The sequence below is a fragment of the Parafilimonas sp. genome, assembly GCF_047606085.1.
Lineage (GTDB): Bacteria > Bacteroidota > Bacteroidia > Chitinophagales > Chitinophagaceae > Parafilimonas.
In genome coordinates, this window is record NZ_JASGEX010000234.1 from 25,870 (window position 1) to 42,165 (window position 16,296).

11 protein-coding genes are annotated in these 16,296 nt (G+C 43.7%); 8 read left to right on the forward strand and 3 right to left on the reverse strand.

Translation table 11 applies throughout. From position 1 onward, the window contains the following. Positions 1–361 precede the first annotated feature (361 nt). Positions 362–1,183, forward strand: a complete 822-nt coding sequence (locus tag QM629_RS20940) for a universal stress protein (protein ID WP_415161863.1) — start codon at positions 362–364, stop codon at positions 1,181–1,183. A gap of 84 nt (positions 1,184–1,267) precedes the next feature. Continuing rightward, positions 1,268–1,867: a DUF1080 domain-containing protein gene (locus QM629_RS20945; RefSeq protein ID WP_415161864.1), complete on the forward strand. Its 600-nt coding sequence runs from the start codon at positions 1,268–1,270 to the stop codon at positions 1,865–1,867. A gap of 76 nt (positions 1,868–1,943) precedes the next feature. Here QM629_RS20945 and QM629_RS20950 read toward each other — a convergent pair whose 3' ends face one another. Together QM629_RS20950 and QM629_RS20955 are read right to left on the reverse strand one after the other, a co-directional pair. Next, a complete protein-coding gene (locus QM629_RS20950) occupies positions 1,944–2,225 on the reverse strand; it encodes a hypothetical protein (protein WP_415161865.1) in 282 nt (93 codons plus the stop codon). Between the two features lie 213 nt (positions 2,226–2,438). Then, positions 2,439–3,599, reverse strand: a complete 1,161-nt coding sequence (locus QM629_RS20955; protein ID WP_415161866.1) for a Gfo/Idh/MocA family protein — start codon at positions 3,597–3,599, stop codon at positions 2,439–2,441. A 397-nt stretch (positions 3,600–3,996) separates the two neighbouring features. Here QM629_RS20955 and QM629_RS20960 point away from each other — a divergent pair, with 397 nt between their 5' ends. From QM629_RS20960 to QM629_RS20985, 6 genes are all read left to right on the forward strand, one after another. Next, on the forward strand, positions 3,997–5,322 hold the full coding sequence (locus QM629_RS20960) for an MFS transporter (protein WP_415161867.1): 1,326 nt from the start codon (positions 3,997–3,999) through the stop codon (positions 5,320–5,322). Next, positions 5,322–6,203: a hydroxypyruvate isomerase family protein gene (locus QM629_RS20965; protein WP_415161868.1), complete on the forward strand. Its 882-nt coding sequence runs from the start codon at positions 5,322–5,324 to the stop codon at positions 6,201–6,203. Before QM629_RS20960 ends, QM629_RS20965 begins: the two co-directional genes overlap by 1 nt. A 319-nt stretch (positions 6,204–6,522) precedes the next feature. After that, positions 6,523–8,199 carry a GMC oxidoreductase gene (locus tag QM629_RS20970; RefSeq protein ID WP_415161869.1) on the forward strand — a complete coding sequence of 559 codons (1,677 nt, stop codon included), beginning with the start codon at positions 6,523–6,525 and terminating at the stop codon, positions 8,197–8,199. A 181-nt stretch (positions 8,200–8,380) separates the two neighbouring features. Beyond that, positions 8,381–10,114: a GMC oxidoreductase gene (locus tag QM629_RS20975; protein ID WP_415161870.1), complete on the forward strand. Its 1,734-nt coding sequence runs from the start codon at positions 8,381–8,383 to the stop codon at positions 10,112–10,114. A 383-nt stretch (positions 10,115–10,497) separates the two neighbouring features. Next, positions 10,498–11,949 (forward strand): GMC family oxidoreductase, encoded by a 1,452-nt coding sequence (locus QM629_RS20980; RefSeq protein ID WP_415161871.1) that lies wholly within the window; start codon positions 10,498–10,500, stop codon positions 11,947–11,949. 132 nt (positions 11,950–12,081) lie between these two features. Beyond that, entirely contained in the window at positions 12,082–12,723 is a 642-nt protein-coding gene (locus QM629_RS20985) for a gluconate 2-dehydrogenase subunit 3 family protein (protein WP_415161872.1), read from the forward strand. A 382-nt stretch (positions 12,724–13,105) separates the two neighbouring features. Here the strand turns inward: QM629_RS20985 and QM629_RS20990 are convergent, their stop codons facing one another. Next, positions 13,106–16,288 (reverse strand): GH92 family glycosyl hydrolase, encoded by a 3,183-nt coding sequence (locus QM629_RS20990; protein WP_415161873.1) that lies wholly within the window; start codon positions 16,286–16,288, stop codon positions 13,106–13,108. Between the last annotated feature and the right edge of the window lie 8 nt (positions 16,289–16,296).

The window sequence follows — 16,296 nt, forward strand, 5'->3', positions numbered from 1 at the left end:
TATAAAAGATCATAGTATTTTCATCTTCGATGAAAAATCTTTGTTTCGCTTTTATCCCTGTCTATGCTAAAAAACTATGTATAACTGTGTAGTTTATTTCAAAATCTAAACAAGTTCACTGAAAATTTCCACCATTATTCCGGAGACAAGATAAGTTTTGATGTTTAAATATGCCCCATCTTCTATATTATATATTTATGACCGGCTTTCTGTTTGATGGCAAATAAACCCGGTTGCTGAAGCCCCGGAGAGAGACAGTTTTAACTATTGCCTGCATGATTACACTCAGCTTTATGCCTGACCAACATCACGGACAACGCACGGCCCGGTTTATAATTTCATGCATCTAAAAAAAGGTTGTATGAAAAAGATTATTGCACCCACCGATTTTTCTTCTGCATCATATAATGCCTGTCTCTATGCTGCAAAAATGGCTGAAGACCTGAAGGCTGAACTGATACTGATGCATGTAATGGAATTGCCCGTAGCTGTGGCTGAATACCCGGTATCCAATGATGTGTACGCCGGGCTGGCCATGCAAAAAGAGCTGGAAGGCCTGGAAAATAATTTACGCGCTGCAACAAATAATTCAATACACATTGAGCCAAAAAATATTTTAGGGTTTGTTGATAATGAAATAAAGGAACTGTGTAATGAAGAACAACCTTTTGCGGTTGTGATGGGCACGCACAGCTACGATATGCTCGACCGGTTCTTTATTGGCAGTACCACACTGCATACGGTTAAGAATGTGCGCTGCCCGGTGCTGGTTATACCTTCTGATGTAACATATAAGCCCATTAAAAAAATAGCATTGGCAGCCGACCTGAAAAATATTTATGAATTGCCCGTACAGGAAATAGAAACGATCGTTAACATCTTTAACGCCGGGCTTGATGTATTTTATATTGGCAAAGACCACAGGCAGATAAGCAGCCGCACCTTATCAAAGATGCTGCTTGACAACCGGCTCATAAACCTGGAGCATGCATTTCATATTGAAGAGAGCCCTGATATTTTAGCGGGTATCAAAAGGCTGGCGAAATTGCATAATACCGATTTGCTGATGATTGTTCCGAGAAAGCACGGGCTGTTTTATAAATCCCGGTCAAAAGATTTTATCTTTTATGCGGATGTGCCCGTAATGGCGCTGCATGAAGATGATGTGCCTACGCAGGCATAAGCCATGTTTGTGGGCTGTTTATTTTATCGCGCCAGTGATAGGCAGGCAGCCATTGTTCGCTTATCTTCGTTCATAAAAACTACAATGAGATCATTTCTTGCATGTACATGCCTGCTCTTTTGCTTAATTGCAACTGCGCAGCAGAAGGAAAAATTATTCAACGGCAAAGACCTTACCGGCTGGACCATTCACGGCACTGAAAAATGGTATGCCTCCGATGGCGAGCTGATCTGCGAAAGCGGGCCTGACAAGCAATATGGCTACCTATCAACCAATAAAGACTATAAAAATTTTATACTCACGCTTGCATTTAAGCAGGAAGCCAATGGCAACAGTGGCGTATTCTTCCGTTCCCGCATCCCTGAAGGTGTTAAGATAAGCGGCTGGCAGGCCGAAGTAGCGCCCGCAGGCCTGCATACCGGCGGCATTTATGAATCGTATGGCCGCGGCTGGCTGGTGCAGCCAAAGCCGGAAGATGAGCAATATTTAAAACAGGGCGAATGGAACACTTACAAAATAAAAGTAGATGGCGATGAGGTAACCACCTGGCTAAACGGCCACCAGATGTGTTATATAAAAGATGCAAAGATCGGTGAAGGCGATGGCTTTATTGCTTTACAGATACATGAGGGCGGCGGCATTAAAGTGCGCTGGAGAAATATAGAGATAGAAGAATTGAAGTAAGGGTATGGCCGGCCATTCGGATATGGCAAGCACTCCAAATTGCTAAAAGCAAACCAGCCGTTGTAACAACATTTTTTTATTGTTTATTAAAAATATAAACTGTTTGATCATATACCGTACCAGATGGAGGAATGTTTCCATTGAATGTAATCTCATTTAATTTATATTGGCAATTAGTTGAAAGGGATGGTGATGAATAATCAATAAACATTGTATCCGGAACACTAAAATTATCAGGGTATTTCAATACATAATCTTTCACGCTATTGTTCAATCCAACATTTGCAGACATTACGCCATTTTTATAAAAAATATTGCTGTCTGTTCCTACCAGTAAACCAAACCGGCTTATCATCATTGCATTATCAAATAATGTAATGATGATTACTGCACAAATTATTAATATTAACTGGTTTTGAAAATGGAAAGAATCTTAGGGAAATGTTAATCAGCAAAATCCATGGCTATGTGATTATATGCATAGCCTGCGGTTATGTTATAAAAAAATCGCTGCCGGAATATTCTTTTGGCAGCGATATACTGTTTGAAAATAATTTAAAAGGGTTATTGGTCACACCACAAAATCTGTCCACTTCCTGTCGCTTTGTGATGAAGCCACAACGGTATCAATAAATGCCATGCCTCTTACGCCTTCTTCCACTCTCGGGTAATCGAGCATTGCTTTGGTCGGTTCTTCACCATTCATCTTTGCCATTAAGCTTAAAGCGAAGTTGCGGTAGATATTCGCAAATGCTTCAAGATAACCTTCGGGATGGCCGCCCGGCGTGCGGGTGTTGTGTTTGGCAATATCAGTAAGATAACCTTGTCCTGCACGGTATATTTCAGTTGGTTTGTCAAGCCATTTCACAATTAAAGTATTAGGTTCCATCTGCGCCCATTCAATGCCGCCTTCTTCACCATAAATGCGGATCTTTAATGCATTCTCTTCGCCGGCTGCTATCTGGCTGGCAACCAGGCAGCCTGCTGCGCCGTTATCAAATTTTAATAAAACATTGCCATCATCATCCAGCGCCCTTCCTTCGACCATGATATTCAGGTCGGCGCAAACCTTTGTAATTTGTAAGCCTGAAATGTATTCAGCCAGATGTGCTGCATGCGTGCCTATATCGCCCATAGCGCCGGCTTTGCCGCTTCGCTTGGGGTCTGTGCGCCAAGCTGCCTGCGCATTGCCCTCGCGTTCGCTTAATTTGCTTAGCCAGCCCTGCGGATATTCAACCAGTATCTTTTTAATCTTTCCATACCTGCCTTCAGCAAACATTTGTCTTGCCTGCTTCACCATGGGATAGCCCGAATACGTATGCGTTAAGCAAAGCGATAAGCCCGTTTCTTCCGCTTTCTTTTGTAATTGTTTTGCTTCATCCAGCGTAAAAGTCATGGGCTTTTCAATCACCACATGAAAGCCATGTTCCAGTGCTTTTATGGCAGGGTCAAAATGAACATGGTTAGGCGTTACAATAGATACAAAATCAATGCGCCTGTCTTCCGGCAACCGGCTTTCTTTTTCAAACAGTTCATCATAGCTGGTATAAACCCTGTCCTGCGGAAGAAACAACATTTCGCCTGATTCCTGCGCTGTTTTTGCAGTATGGCTAAAAGCCCCACAGCTTAATTCAATCAACCCGTCCATGTTTGCTGCAATGCGGTGCACGGCGCCTATAAATGCACCTTTGCCGCCGCCGATCATGCCCATTCTTAATTTACGATGTGCCATTATAATAAATTTTTAGGTAAGCAAATAAGCGTATTTTTTTAATATTGAACCTGCTTAGGCTTTATTGCGAACCATACAGGTACGTGGTTTTACATGGATGTTAGAAAAGAAGCAAACAGATTTTCACCGAAGATGAAAATGCTATGATCCCCTAAACGGGTAATACCAGTTTTAATGCTTAATTCTATGTAATTCCTACGCATCTGTGTGGTTTATAAAAAATATAAACAAGTTTTTTTTATGCAAGCCATGCAAAATAACAGGTTGTGAAAACATTTACCGAATTCGATAAAAAAAATTCCGTTTTTTATTTTGAAAAATAATTATTGTTACATTTAGCCCGCCGATTGTTTTTCATCAGATAAGAATTCAACTACTTAAAATCTTCTAACGGACCATGTCAACAATTAAACGCAATCAATTATTTGTTGCAAGCTGCCTTGCCTTATTGGTTACTTCACTTTCATTTGGCATCCGCGCCGGGCTTTTAAATACCTGGGCGCATGAATTTGCATTAACGCAGGAAGAAATTGGTATTATTACCGGTACTGCTTTCTGGGGTTTTCCGCTGGCCATTGTTGTTGGCGGAATGGTGGTTGATATTATTGGTATGAAAAAACTGCTTATCGCCGCATTTGTATTTCATGCGTTGGGCATTTTTCTTACAATTATTGCTTCCGGCTTCTGGCCTTTATTTATTTCAACCTTGTTAATAGGCCTTGGCAACGGCACGGTTGAAGCGGCATGTAATCCACTGGTGGCAAGCTTATATCCCGATAACAAAACAACCAGGCTTAACTATTTTCATTTGTGGTTTCCCGGGGGTATTGTAATAGGAACACTGATTGTGAGGTTTTGTGGCCAGTATGTTCCTGACTCTATTTATTTATCCAACTGGAGAACATTGGTGGGCATTATGTTTATACCCACCATATTGTATGGCATCATATTTTTCAGGCTAAGCTTTCCCGTTACAGAACGTGTGGCAAGCGGCGTTAGTACAACGCAAATGTACAGATCGCTGTTAAAGCCATTGTTCCTGGTGATGATCGTTCTGATGCTGGGCACAGCCATCACCGAATTATTCACAGGGCAATGGATTGATGTATTGCTGAAAAATGTTACAGACAATGCGATTTTATTGCTCACATTAGAAACCGGTGTAATGGTGCTTGGCCGCGGCCTGGCAGAACCCGTTGTACATAGATTATCCCCGCAGGGTGTGCTGCTAATGTCATCTGTTCTCGCAGCCATTGGTTTGTATTTATTAGGCCATTCAACCGGTAATATGCTTTTTGTTGGCGCTATTGTTTTTGGCATGGGTGTTTGTTATTTCTGGCCCACCATGATTGGCTTTGTTGCGGAAAGCCTGCCTGAAACCGGCGCTGTTGGTTTAAACTTTATGGGCGGCGCAGGTATGTTTGCCGTTTCGGTATATATGTTTTTTATGGGTGGGTATTATGATAAGCTGGTGGCGCAGCAATTACCATCAGATGCAGACCTTGCCGCATACAATGCTGCACCGGCAGGTTCTGATATGGCGAATGCATTAAACAGTGCCAAATCGCTGGCCGGCCCGCACATCATTAATGCAACTTTAATTATTCCAATCATATTAATTGCAGCATTTGCGCTTCTTTTTGTGTATATGCGTTCAAGAAAAACAAAACCATTACCACCGTTTGCCAATGCTGCTATTGCAAATCCATACGAAGATCAATAATGACAAACAGAAGAACAGTATTAAAAACCCTGGCTGCGGGTTCAGTTGCGATACCCGCATCTAAAATTTTTGCAGGCGAAATGAACGAACCATCCAACAACAAATCATCTAAATTAAAAGGCAACATCAATCATTCGGTTTCACAATGGACGTTTAGTTATCTTTCTTTGGACGACCTGTGCCTGGCGGTAAAAAAATTGGGCTTCAATGCTATTGACCTGGTTGGTCCGAAAGACTGGCCCACGCTTCAGAAGCATGGCATTTACAGCTCAATGTGCTATACCGCAGGTAAAAACGATTTGTATAACGGATTGAACGACCCCGCCAATCATGAACAGTTAATAAAAGAATACCTGGAAACGATTCCTCTTATGGCAAAAGCCGGTTATAAAAACCTTATCTGCTTTTCCGGCGCCCGCCGCGGCATGGATGATGAAACGGGCATGAAAAACTGCCGGGCGGCTTTGGAAAAAATATTGCCGACAGCAGAAAAAAATAATGTTATCATGGTGATGGAATTGCTGAACAGCAAGATTGATCATAAAGATTATATGTGTGATCACGTGGAATGGGGTGCTGAATTGTGTAAGCATGTGGGTTCAGAAAATTTCAAGCTGCTTTTTGATATTTATCACATGCAGATACAGGAAGGAGACATCATAAGAAATATAAAAGATTATCATCAATATATAGCCCATTATCATACCGGCGGCATTCCCGGCCGGCATGAAATAAATAATACGCAGGAATTATATTACCCCGCTGTAATGAAGGCTATAGTAGCTACAGGTTATAAAGGTTACGTGGCGCAGGAGTTCATTCCAACCTATCCAAATAAGTTGGATTCATTAAAAGAAGCAATTGAAATATGTGATGTATGATTATTAGTTTACAAGTTCACAAGTTCCAGTGTTCACGCGTTGATTATAATTTTTAAGAGCTTTACTAACTCGTGAACTTGTGAACCCGTGAACATTTGAACTTCTTAAAAGAAGCAATTGAAATATGTGATGTATGATTTGAAAGTTTACAAAGTTCACAAGTTCCAGTGTTCACAGGTTGCTGTGGCTTTAAATAACCCGTGAACTTGTGAACCCGTGAACATTTGAACTTTTTAAATGATGATTTTCTTATTAAAATAAATATAATTACTAAACGGATTAAAACACCTCCCTTTGGGGAGGATGGGAGGGCACAAGAATGGCTGACAATGTTTATGACGCAATTGTAATCGGCTCCGGCATCAGCGGTGGCTGGGCTGCTAAAGAACTTTCTGAAAAAGGTTTAAAAGTTATCATGCTGGAACGCGGTATGGATATCAAACACATTACCGACTATAAAAGCACGAATAAAGACCCCTGGGAATTTCCTCATCGCGGCGGCCGGACGCAGCAGATGATAAAAGATTATCCTGCTTTGCGCAGAGATTACCCGCTTAATGAAATGAACCTCGACTGGTGGGCAAGTGATATAGAAAGCCCCTATACGGAGATCAAGCGTTTCGACTGGTTTCGCGGTTATCATGTAGGTGGCCGCTCTTTAATGTGGGGCCGTCAAAGCTGGCGCTGGAGCGATTGGGATTTTGAAGCCAATGCCAAAGAAGGCATCGCTATAGACTGGCCGGTTCGTTATAAAGAAATAGCCCCCTGGTATGATTATGTAGAAGAGTTTGCCGGCATCAGCGGCAACAACGATGGCCTTCCACAACTGCCCGACGGAAAGTTTATGCCGCCGATGGAAATGACCTGTGTTGAAAAAGATGTGGCGGCCCGTATAAAAGCGCATTATAAAACCCGAGATATGATCATTGGCCGCACCGCCAATATCACCAGGCCTATACAGGCCAGGACCAACTGCCAGTACAGGAATAAATGCTGGCTGGGTTGCCCGTTTGGCGGTTACTTCAGTACGCAGTCTTCTACTTTGCCTGCGGCTATGAAAACCGGCAACCTCACAGTTCGCCCATGGTCTATTGTAACAAGAATTTTATATGATAAGGATACCAAAAAAGCAACCGGCGTTGAGATACTCGACGCGCAGGACAATAAAACGTATGAATACAAAGCAAAAATCGTTTTCCTGAATGCCTCTGCTTTGAATAGTGCGTGGATATTGATGAATTCAGCCACCGATGTTTGGCCTGATGGTTTAGGCAGCGCCAGCGGCGAGCTTGGCCATAATGTAATGGACCATCACCTTGGCGTAGGCGCCTCAGGTTTGGTGGAAGGTTATGAAGATAAATATTATTATGGCCGCAGGCCGAATGGTATTTACATACCGCGTTACAGGAATTATTTTGGTGATAAACGCGATTACCTGCGTGGCTTTGGTTACCAGGGTGGCGGCAGCCGCCAGGGCTGGAGCCGTGAAATTGCTGAATTGAATATAGGCGCTGCATATAAAGATGCGTTGACAGAGCCGGGCAACTGGACGATGGGCATGGGCGGTTTTGGTGAAATGCTGCCTGATCACAGCAATAAGATTACGCTTGATAAAACTAAAAAAGATAAATGGGGCATGAACATTCTTTCATTTGATGTGGAGTTGAAAGAAAATGAGCTGAAAATGCGTAAGGATATGAGAGATGACGCTATTGAAATGCTCACTGTTGCCGGCGTTAAAAACGTTTCCGGTTGGGATGGCGATGGCACACCGGGCCGCGGCATTCATGAAATGGGCACAGCACGTATGGGCGCCGATCCAAAAACTTCTGTGTTGAATAAATGGAACCAGGTTTGGGATGCACAGAATGTATTTGTAACCGATGGTGCATTCATGGTAAGCGCCAATTGCGTTAACCCATCGCTTACTTATATGGCATTCACAGCCCGCGCAGCAGACCATGCTGTTAGTGAGTTGAAGAAACAAAATATCTGATCAATTTGAAAATTTGAAGATGTGCTAATTTCCTGTCGGTTGACAGGGAAAATGCGTTCTTCATATATTACAATTGTTCATTTTCAAATTTTCAAATTCCAATGCATGATTTACAGCTCTGCGAAGTCTCCGGACTTCGCAGGTTTATGCGACAAGTCTCTGACTTGAAAAAATAAATAAAGTGCCGCAAGACAGCAGTAATATACATATCAACTCCGGTGGTGTTCAGCAAAACACGTATGATGCTATTGTTATCGGCAGTGGCATCAGCGGCGGCTGGGCAGCAAAAGAATTATGTGAACACGGCCTGAAAACTTTGGTGCTGGAACGTGGCCGCGATGTAAAGCATATCAAAGATTATCCAACAGCCAATCTTGCGCCGTGGGAATTAAAGCACCGCGGCGCCATTACAAGGGAAACGCAGTTGCGCAACCCGCTTATATCAAAGGCCGCAGGTTATGGTGAAGACGACCAGCATTTTTTTGTGAACGATGATGATCATCCTTACATACAGGAAAAACCTTTCGACTGGATTCGTGGTTACCAGGTAGGCGGTAAAAGCTTAACCTGGGGAAGGTGCACACAGCGCTGGAGTGATTTTGAATTCACCGGCCCGCAGCGTTTCGGCTATGGATGGGACTGGCCGATTCGTTATGCGGATGTTGCGCCCTGGTATAGCCACGTTGAAAAATTTATTGGCGTTTGCGGCAATAAAGATGGTTTGGAAGCTATGCCGGATGGTGAATTCCTTCCGCCATTTGAATTGAATTGTGTTGAGCAGCATTTAAAAGAAAGCATCTTAAAAAATTATGGCAACCGCTACCTCGTGCATGCCCGCTGGGCGCATCTGACGCACCCCAATCAAATACACATTGACCAGGGGCGCGGGCAATGCCAGGCAAGAAATTTATGCATGCGCGGCTGTCCGTTTGGCGGTTATTTCAGCTCCAATTCATCTACTCTGCCCTGGGCTGAGAAAACGGGTAACCTGACCATAAGGCCCTTCTCCGTTGTTCATTCCATTATGTATGATGAACAAAAACAAAAAGCAGGCGGCGTACGTGTCATTGATACCAATACAAAACAAGCGACAGAATTTTTTGCGAGGATAATCTTTGTGAACGGCTCTGCTTTAAACAGCAATCTTATCTTATTAAATTCTACATCCAACCGTTTTCAAAATGGTTTGGGTAACGACGGTGGTTTGCTGGGGAAATATATCTGCCATCATAATTATCGTGGCTGGATGAATGGAGAAATTGATGGCTTTACGGACACCTATTATTACGGCCGCAACCCGACAGACGCCATCATTGCCAACTACAGGAACCTGCATACAATAGATACGGATTTTGTGGGCGGTTATACAACGTATTGCGGCGCTCATCGCGACCGGAATAATGGCGACAATTGCCCGCAACAGATAGGTGCGGAATATAAAGAAAGTATGACGGAGCCCGGCGGCTGGAACGTGTATGCCTACCTGCAGGGAGAAACCATTCCCAAAGAAAAAAACCATGTACGTTTAAGTGCGGATAAAAAAGATCAATGGGGTATTCCTTTATTGATTACCTCTGTTGAATATGATGATAATGATGAAAAATTATTAAATGATTTTTTTGTGCAGACCGAAGAAATGTTTTCAAAGGCAGGTGTAAAGAATATAGAACATTCAGACAGCAAACAGGCGCCTGGCCTGGATATTCATGAAATGGGCGGTTGCAGGATGGGCAGCGATCCCAAAACATCCATGCTGGATAAATGGAATGCTTTGCATCATTGTAAAAATGTATTTGTTACCGATGGTGCCTGCATGACCAGCACCGGCAATCAAAGCCCGAGCATTTTATACATGACGTTAACGGCAAGAGCGGCGAATTATGCGGTGGAAGAATTAAAGAAGGGAAATGTCTGAACCTGGATTTGGGTGGATTTCAGGATTTGCAGGAATCAGAATTTTGGTTATAAAAATGTTGCGCTGCGAATCTTCAGGCTTCGCTGGTTTATCGCCGCTCTGCGAAGTCTCCGGACCTGAAGTGTTCGAAACCTGCATTAGTGATCCGCGATCCGTATGATCGCCCACGTGTGTAGAAATAATTGTGCCAGGGGGGATTTCCACACCGTAGGTGTAGTACGCGTAAACGTTCCGTTCCAATGGAACGGTAAAGAAACATTACGGGCAGCATTGTACACACGTTAAGCCTCTATGAGGCTTTAAGAAAATGGTTTCGAACACTTGTGGTCTCCGGACTTCGCAGGATTTATGCGTAAAGTCTCTGACTTTAAAAAATAAATTTAATGCCGCAAGACAGTAATAAAATAAATATTAATTCCGGCGGTGTTCAGCAAAACACGTATGATGCTATTGTTATCGGCAGTGGCATCAGCGGCGGCAAGTCTTTGCTTTGGGCAAGGCAAACGCAACGCTGGAGCAAATTTGATTTTGAAGGCCCGGCACGTGATGGCTATGCGGTTGACTGGCCCATTCGTTACAGCGATCTTGCGCCCTGGTATTCGCATGTGGAAAAATTTGCGGGCATCAGCGGTAATTATGATGGCCTCGAAACTTTGCCGGACAGTGAGTTTCTTCCGGCCTGGGAAATGAATTGTGTGGAAAAAGATATAGCGCAAAAAATAAATGCGGCTTATAAAGACAGGAATGTGGTGCAGGGCCGTTGCGCACATCTCACCAAACCAAATCCCATTCACATTCAGCAAGGCAGAAATCAGTGCCAGGCGAGGAGCTTATGCGAACGCGGTTGCCCGTTTGGCGGTTATTTCAGCTCCAATGCATCCACTATTCCGTGGGCATTAAAAACAGGTAATCTTACTGTTCAGCCTGAATCAACAGTGCATTCTGTTATTTATGATGATAAGTTGAATAAGGCTGTTGGCGTGCGTGTTATCAATACAAATACCCCGCCTGACGGTCGGGCAGGCAAACAGGCAACTGAATATTTTGCAAAAATAATTTTTGTAAACGCGGCCTGTTTCAATACAAACCTCATCTTACTGAATTCTGTATCCAACCGTTTTCCAAATGGTTTTGGAAATGATAATGGCCTGCTGGGAAAATATGTGGCCTTTCATAATTATCGCGGCACTGTTTCGGCGAGCTATGATGGCCCGATGGATAAATATTATTATGGCAGAAGGCCCACGCAACCCATGATGCCCAACTTCAGGAATGTGTATAAACAGGAAATGGATTTTCTGCGCGGCTATATGTGTTTTTATGGGGCTGGCCTGAATGAAGAAATTGGTGGCGCTTATAAAGATGCATTAACCGAAGCCGGCAACTGGCATGTATCAATGATGATGCAGGGTGAAACCATTCCGAAAGAAACAAACCATGTTGATTTAAGTAAGGATAAGAAAGACGAATGGGACATTCCGCAACTGGTTTTTGATGTGGATTATGATGATAACGATATAAAACTGATGAATGATTTTTTAACGCAGGCATCTGACATGCTGGATAAGGCGGGCTGTAAAAACATTCAGCAGCACGACAGCAAACAGGCTCCGGGCTTAGACATTCATGAAATGGGCGGCGTGAGAATGGGCAAAGACCCAAACACATCTATGCTGAATGCGTATAATCAATTTCATAATTGTAAAAACGTGTTTGTAACCGATGGCGCCTGCATGACTTCAACAAGTACGCAAAACCCATCGCTTACATTTATGGCATTAACAGCGCGGGCAGCGAATTACGCAGTGGAGGAATTGAAAAAAGGAAATGTCTGAACCGGGATTTGGGTGGATTTGTGGTTTTGCAGGAACCGGGCTTTGGATTACTCAAAGTTCTTATTAAATTAAAACATACATTTTAAATCAGGCCCAACCGCCCTTTAGGGTTGGGGCTTAAATACAATTATTATGGATAGAAGAGAAGCCTTACAACGTGTGGCGCTTATTATGGGCGGCGCAGTTATCGGCGCTGAAGCCTTTCTTTCCGGCTGTAAAACCACGCCGGCAAAAGAAGGATTGTTTTCAGCAGATGATATTGCTTTGCTGGATGAAGTAGGCGACACCATTTTGCCCGCAACATCATCGCCCGGCGCCAAAGCTGCGCAGATTGGCGAATTCATGAAAACAATGGTCGCCGATTGTTATGCTGAAGACGACCAGAAAATCTTTACGGATGGCATTACCAAATTGCAGGATGCCGCTAAAAAGAAGTACAGCAAATCGTTTATGGAGATGTCGCCGGAACAGCGCACCGAATTTTTGGTTGAACTGGATAAGGAAGCCAAAGCGCGCAGCCAGGAAATTGGCGCCCGTGCAGCTAAATTAACCGACGAACAAAGGCACCAGATAGCGCTTGATAAAAACCTGGGTACATTCAAACGCGACCCGCAGGATGACCCGCATTATTTCACCATGATAAAGCAGTTAACGCTTACCGGATATTTCACTTCAAAACCCGGCGCCACGCAGGCCCTGCGTTATATTGCTGTACCGGGAAAATATGAAGGCTGCATACCCTATAAAAAAGGTGATAAAGCCTGGGCAACATAGCGGCCAATCCCTGCAGTATATATTAAATTGAATATTAGGCATTCTGTAAGCTCCCTCTCTTTTGGAGTGGGATTTAGGGTGAGGTCAAACTAAACGACATTGATTGGGCATTGAATGTTGCATATTGATTATTCTTTTAATGCCCAAGGCAGTAAGTATTATGAATACAATTTCATTCGATACGGTAAATGCTTTTGGAAAAAGCGAACGGGATAAAGCAGCTCCAAGGGAAAACCCTCCCTTTGGAGGGGTCTGGCACAGATAATGACATATACATTAATTTCCGTCCCATTAAAAACGTCATTTCAAATGCTTCTTCGTGTTGGCTGCATGCATGAATTTTTAAGTGCCTCACCAACATTTTTGCCGCACAATAACGTAACTACCGCGTTAATTTTCCTGATTCATAAATATGCTGAATGCTTACCGCATCAAGCGCCTGCATGTAAATTCTCACATCCCGCATGCGGCCTTTAAATGTTCTGTCCAACGGGAATTCCTCATTGCTGCCAATCGTCCATCGGGCTGGTACATTTAAGTTTATAACCTCCTCAAGGTGGGTGGTTCCGGTTAAACGTCCGTCAATATACACTTGCAGCTCCCTGCCTGTGCAAACGCCCGCTATATGATGCCAGTGCTCCACCCAATTTTCAGGCAACGGTACCGTACAATCGCCCCTGCCCCACCCGCCGGCAAAAAAACCAAGTTGTTTGTGGTTAGAAAGCTGTAGTACATGATTATCCCCCTTTGCTATCAGGTCAATCGAGGATTGCATTGTAATCGTATCATACACCCAGGCCATTATGGTTAACGCTGTGCCGTTGCTGTCAAGACCGGGGCAATGCGGCAACTGAATATAATTTTCAAAGGATGCGGTATAGCCGTTATATCCAAATCCTGAATTATCATACAGCGTGCCCTTGCTGGTATTAACCGTATCAAAAAGCAAAACCAGTGCATCCTCCGCCCGTTCATACACTTTTGATTTTACGGTTTCATTCATAACGGCAAAGTCACGCCACCCGGTCACTTTGGCCGGAAAGCTATGGTAAACTGTAGTTTTATTGCCCGGGGCAAGCTGTATAGTATCGGATAAGAGAACTTTGCTGTTTTCTTTTACTGGTAAAACCAGCTTTTTGTTTGCGCTGCTAATATTCTGCACCTGATAGCTCAACTGCACATAGCCACCTTTTTTTACGAGCGGGCTTGCGTGTAAGGCTGAGATGTTGAATGCGTCAGCATTTGGCATATCGCCTGTTATGGTTATATGCATAACAGGTTGTTGCAAGAGCCGCACACTATGCTTTCCATAAGCATACAATCTGCAAAAGATGGAATCTGCTTTTATCTCGCCCGGTTTAAGCAGGCAGTTTTTGCCAAGCTCAATGCTGTCATCAATATACAGTTTAACGATGGCCGTTCCCATTGCCTTGCCATTTTGTAATGTATATCTTACCCAAAACCCTTCGCCGGCCAGCACGTTACTTTTGGTTGCAGCAACACTGGTTGCCGTCCAGTTAAGATCGCCATCTGTATCACCTTTCATGTAGCCGGGTTGCTGCTGCAGCACCGGCGAACTGTCCATTTCAAATTGCAATGCGCCACCATTGTTTAATATATTGTGCTCAATCCATTTGCTTTTATATGCCTGGCCATTTAAAGAAACGGAGCGCACAAAAAAACTGTTGGCAGATAAATTGGAAGCGGTAATAGTAAGCTCTTTGCCGGAAGGCAGGTGCAGGACAACGTTTTTAAATAAGGGCGTTCCCACAGCATACTCTGTGCTGCCGGGGCAAACGGGGAATATGCCTAAGGCGCTCCAGACATACCAGGCTGAGGTTGAACCCAGGTCGTCGTTACCAGGCAAGCCCCCCGGCGTACTGCTAAACCGCGAACGTATAGCCTGCACCCACGCCTGTGTTTTGTACGGGTATAACGTGCTATTAAAAAGATAAGGCACATGAAACATTGTTTCATTATCAAAAACCAGTCGCTTGTCTTGCAGCGCTTCATCTGCCTGTTTTATAAAATTATCATCACCGCCTTTAAGATTAATGAGGCTGCGCTGGTAATGAGGCAGAAAAAGCGTATAAACCCATTGATCGCCTTCCTTATATCCTGCATTTGCCATATTTGGATAGGAAGTGCTGTCCTTTTTAGGCAACAGGCATAACTCCTCCTGGTTAAAAAGCTGCAGGTAATTACGGCTCCTTTTCATTAAAAAACTGCTCAGGCTGTCATCGCGCATTACCTTGTCTGCATATTGCGCCAATGCCCAGTCATCATAAGTATATTCAACCGTTTTTGTTACAGATTCTGTATAAGGATAGGGAATAAAACCATCAGCATATAAAGCAAAATCTTTTTGAAGGTACGGGCCGTCAACAATGCTTTTTTTCATAGCCTTATATAATAACAAACTATCTGCAGGATGTATGCCTTTAAGATAACTGTCAACAATTATAGGTATAGCATGATTGCCCGTCATAGATTCTACTGGCAGGTAGCCGCCCTGCTGATATATTGCCAGCATGGATAATAGCATGTCGCGCTGTACGTCAGGATATAAAAAACTAAGAAGCGGGTGCAGCGAGCGGAATGTATCCCACGGGGAAAAACCGCCGTAAGCGTTACGCCCCGTGGTTTTGTATATTTTGCCGTCAACCCCGCGATATAAACCGTTGGCATCAGATATAATCCAGGGCAGCAGCAATGAATGATACAATGCCGTATAAAAAACCTCTTTATCTGCAAATGAAGCATCGCCCACTTCCACCACAGCTAACTGTTTCTTCCATGCAGTTTGTGTTATGACCAGTGTTTTCTCAAAATCGCCGGAAAGTTCCTGCGCAAGGTTATCTTCTGCGCCGGAAATGCTTACCTCAGAAACACTTAGCCGTATAGTAAGCACCGTTTTACTTTTGCCTGAAGGCTTATTGAAACGAAGCAGGTAACCATCCTGCCATTTAACCGTATCTTTTGGCTGAAGGCTAAAACGGAATACGGTATTTAAACCATGCCTGTCTCCGCTTTCTGTACCTGGCCATTCGCCTGCATCGCTTATGAAAATAACGGGCTGTGTATTTGCAGGAAAACTTATGCGAAACATGCCGCCATGCACAGTAGCTGTGGCTTCAGCCAAAATATGCTCCTTTCGGAAAAAAACTTTATAATAACCCGGCGACGCTGCTTCATCAGCATGGGAAAAATGCAGGCTTTGCGCTTTTCTGTATGCAGCAGGGGCAGGCATTATGCGCAAACGCCCTGCCGAACCGCCGGGAAAACCGCTGTGGTGTTGTATGCAGGTAAAAAAATGTATAGCACTGTCGGTGTAATCATAACCGCTGTTACGCGTTTCGGGAGATAATTGCATAAACCCCCAAGGCGCCGCCGCACCCGGATAAGTACCCCCTTCATTGCCCCATTTTGTATAAACATTGCTTTTAGCAGTGCCAATAAATGGATTTACATATTGCAAAATATTTTCCTGGGCAGCAAGTTTAAGGCAGGGCATAGCCACAAAAAAGAAGAAGCGGGCAATTAAGCGTATTGTCTTAATATTCATTCCTGGTT

Excerpts from the sequence above, each read along its gene's own strand:
- QM629_RS20985 (WP_415161872.1), top strand. The coding sequence starts at position 12,082 with ATGGATAGAAGAGAAGCCTTACAACGTGTGGCGCTTATTATGGGCGGC.
- QM629_RS20955 (WP_415161866.1), bottom strand. The coding sequence starts at position 3,599 with ATGGCACATCGTAAATTAAGAATGGGCATGATCGGCGGCGGCAAAGGT.
- QM629_RS20945 (WP_415161864.1), top strand. The coding sequence starts at position 1,268 with ATGAGATCATTTCTTGCATGTACATGCCTGCTCTTTTGCTTAATTGCA.
- QM629_RS20960 (WP_415161867.1), top strand. The coding sequence starts at position 3,997 with ATGTCAACAATTAAACGCAATCAATTATTTGTTGCAAGCTGCCTTGCC.
- QM629_RS20965 (WP_415161868.1), top strand. The coding sequence starts at position 5,322 with ATGACAAACAGAAGAACAGTATTAAAAACCCTGGCTGCGGGTTCAGTT.
- QM629_RS20950 (WP_415161865.1), bottom strand. The coding sequence starts at position 2,225 with ATGATGATAAGCCGGTTTGGTTTACTGGTAGGAACAGACAGCAATATT.
- QM629_RS20990 (WP_415161873.1), bottom strand. The coding sequence starts at position 16,288 with ATGAATATTAAGACAATACGCTTAATTGCCCGCTTCTTCTTTTTTGTG.
- QM629_RS20940 (WP_415161863.1), top strand. The coding sequence starts at position 362 with ATGAAAAAGATTATTGCACCCACCGATTTTTCTTCTGCATCATATAAT.
- QM629_RS20970 (WP_415161869.1), top strand. The coding sequence starts at position 6,523 with ATGGCTGACAATGTTTATGACGCAATTGTAATCGGCTCCGGCATCAGC.
- QM629_RS20980 (WP_415161871.1), top strand. The coding sequence starts at position 10,498 with ATGCCGCAAGACAGTAATAAAATAAATATTAATTCCGGCGGTGTTCAG.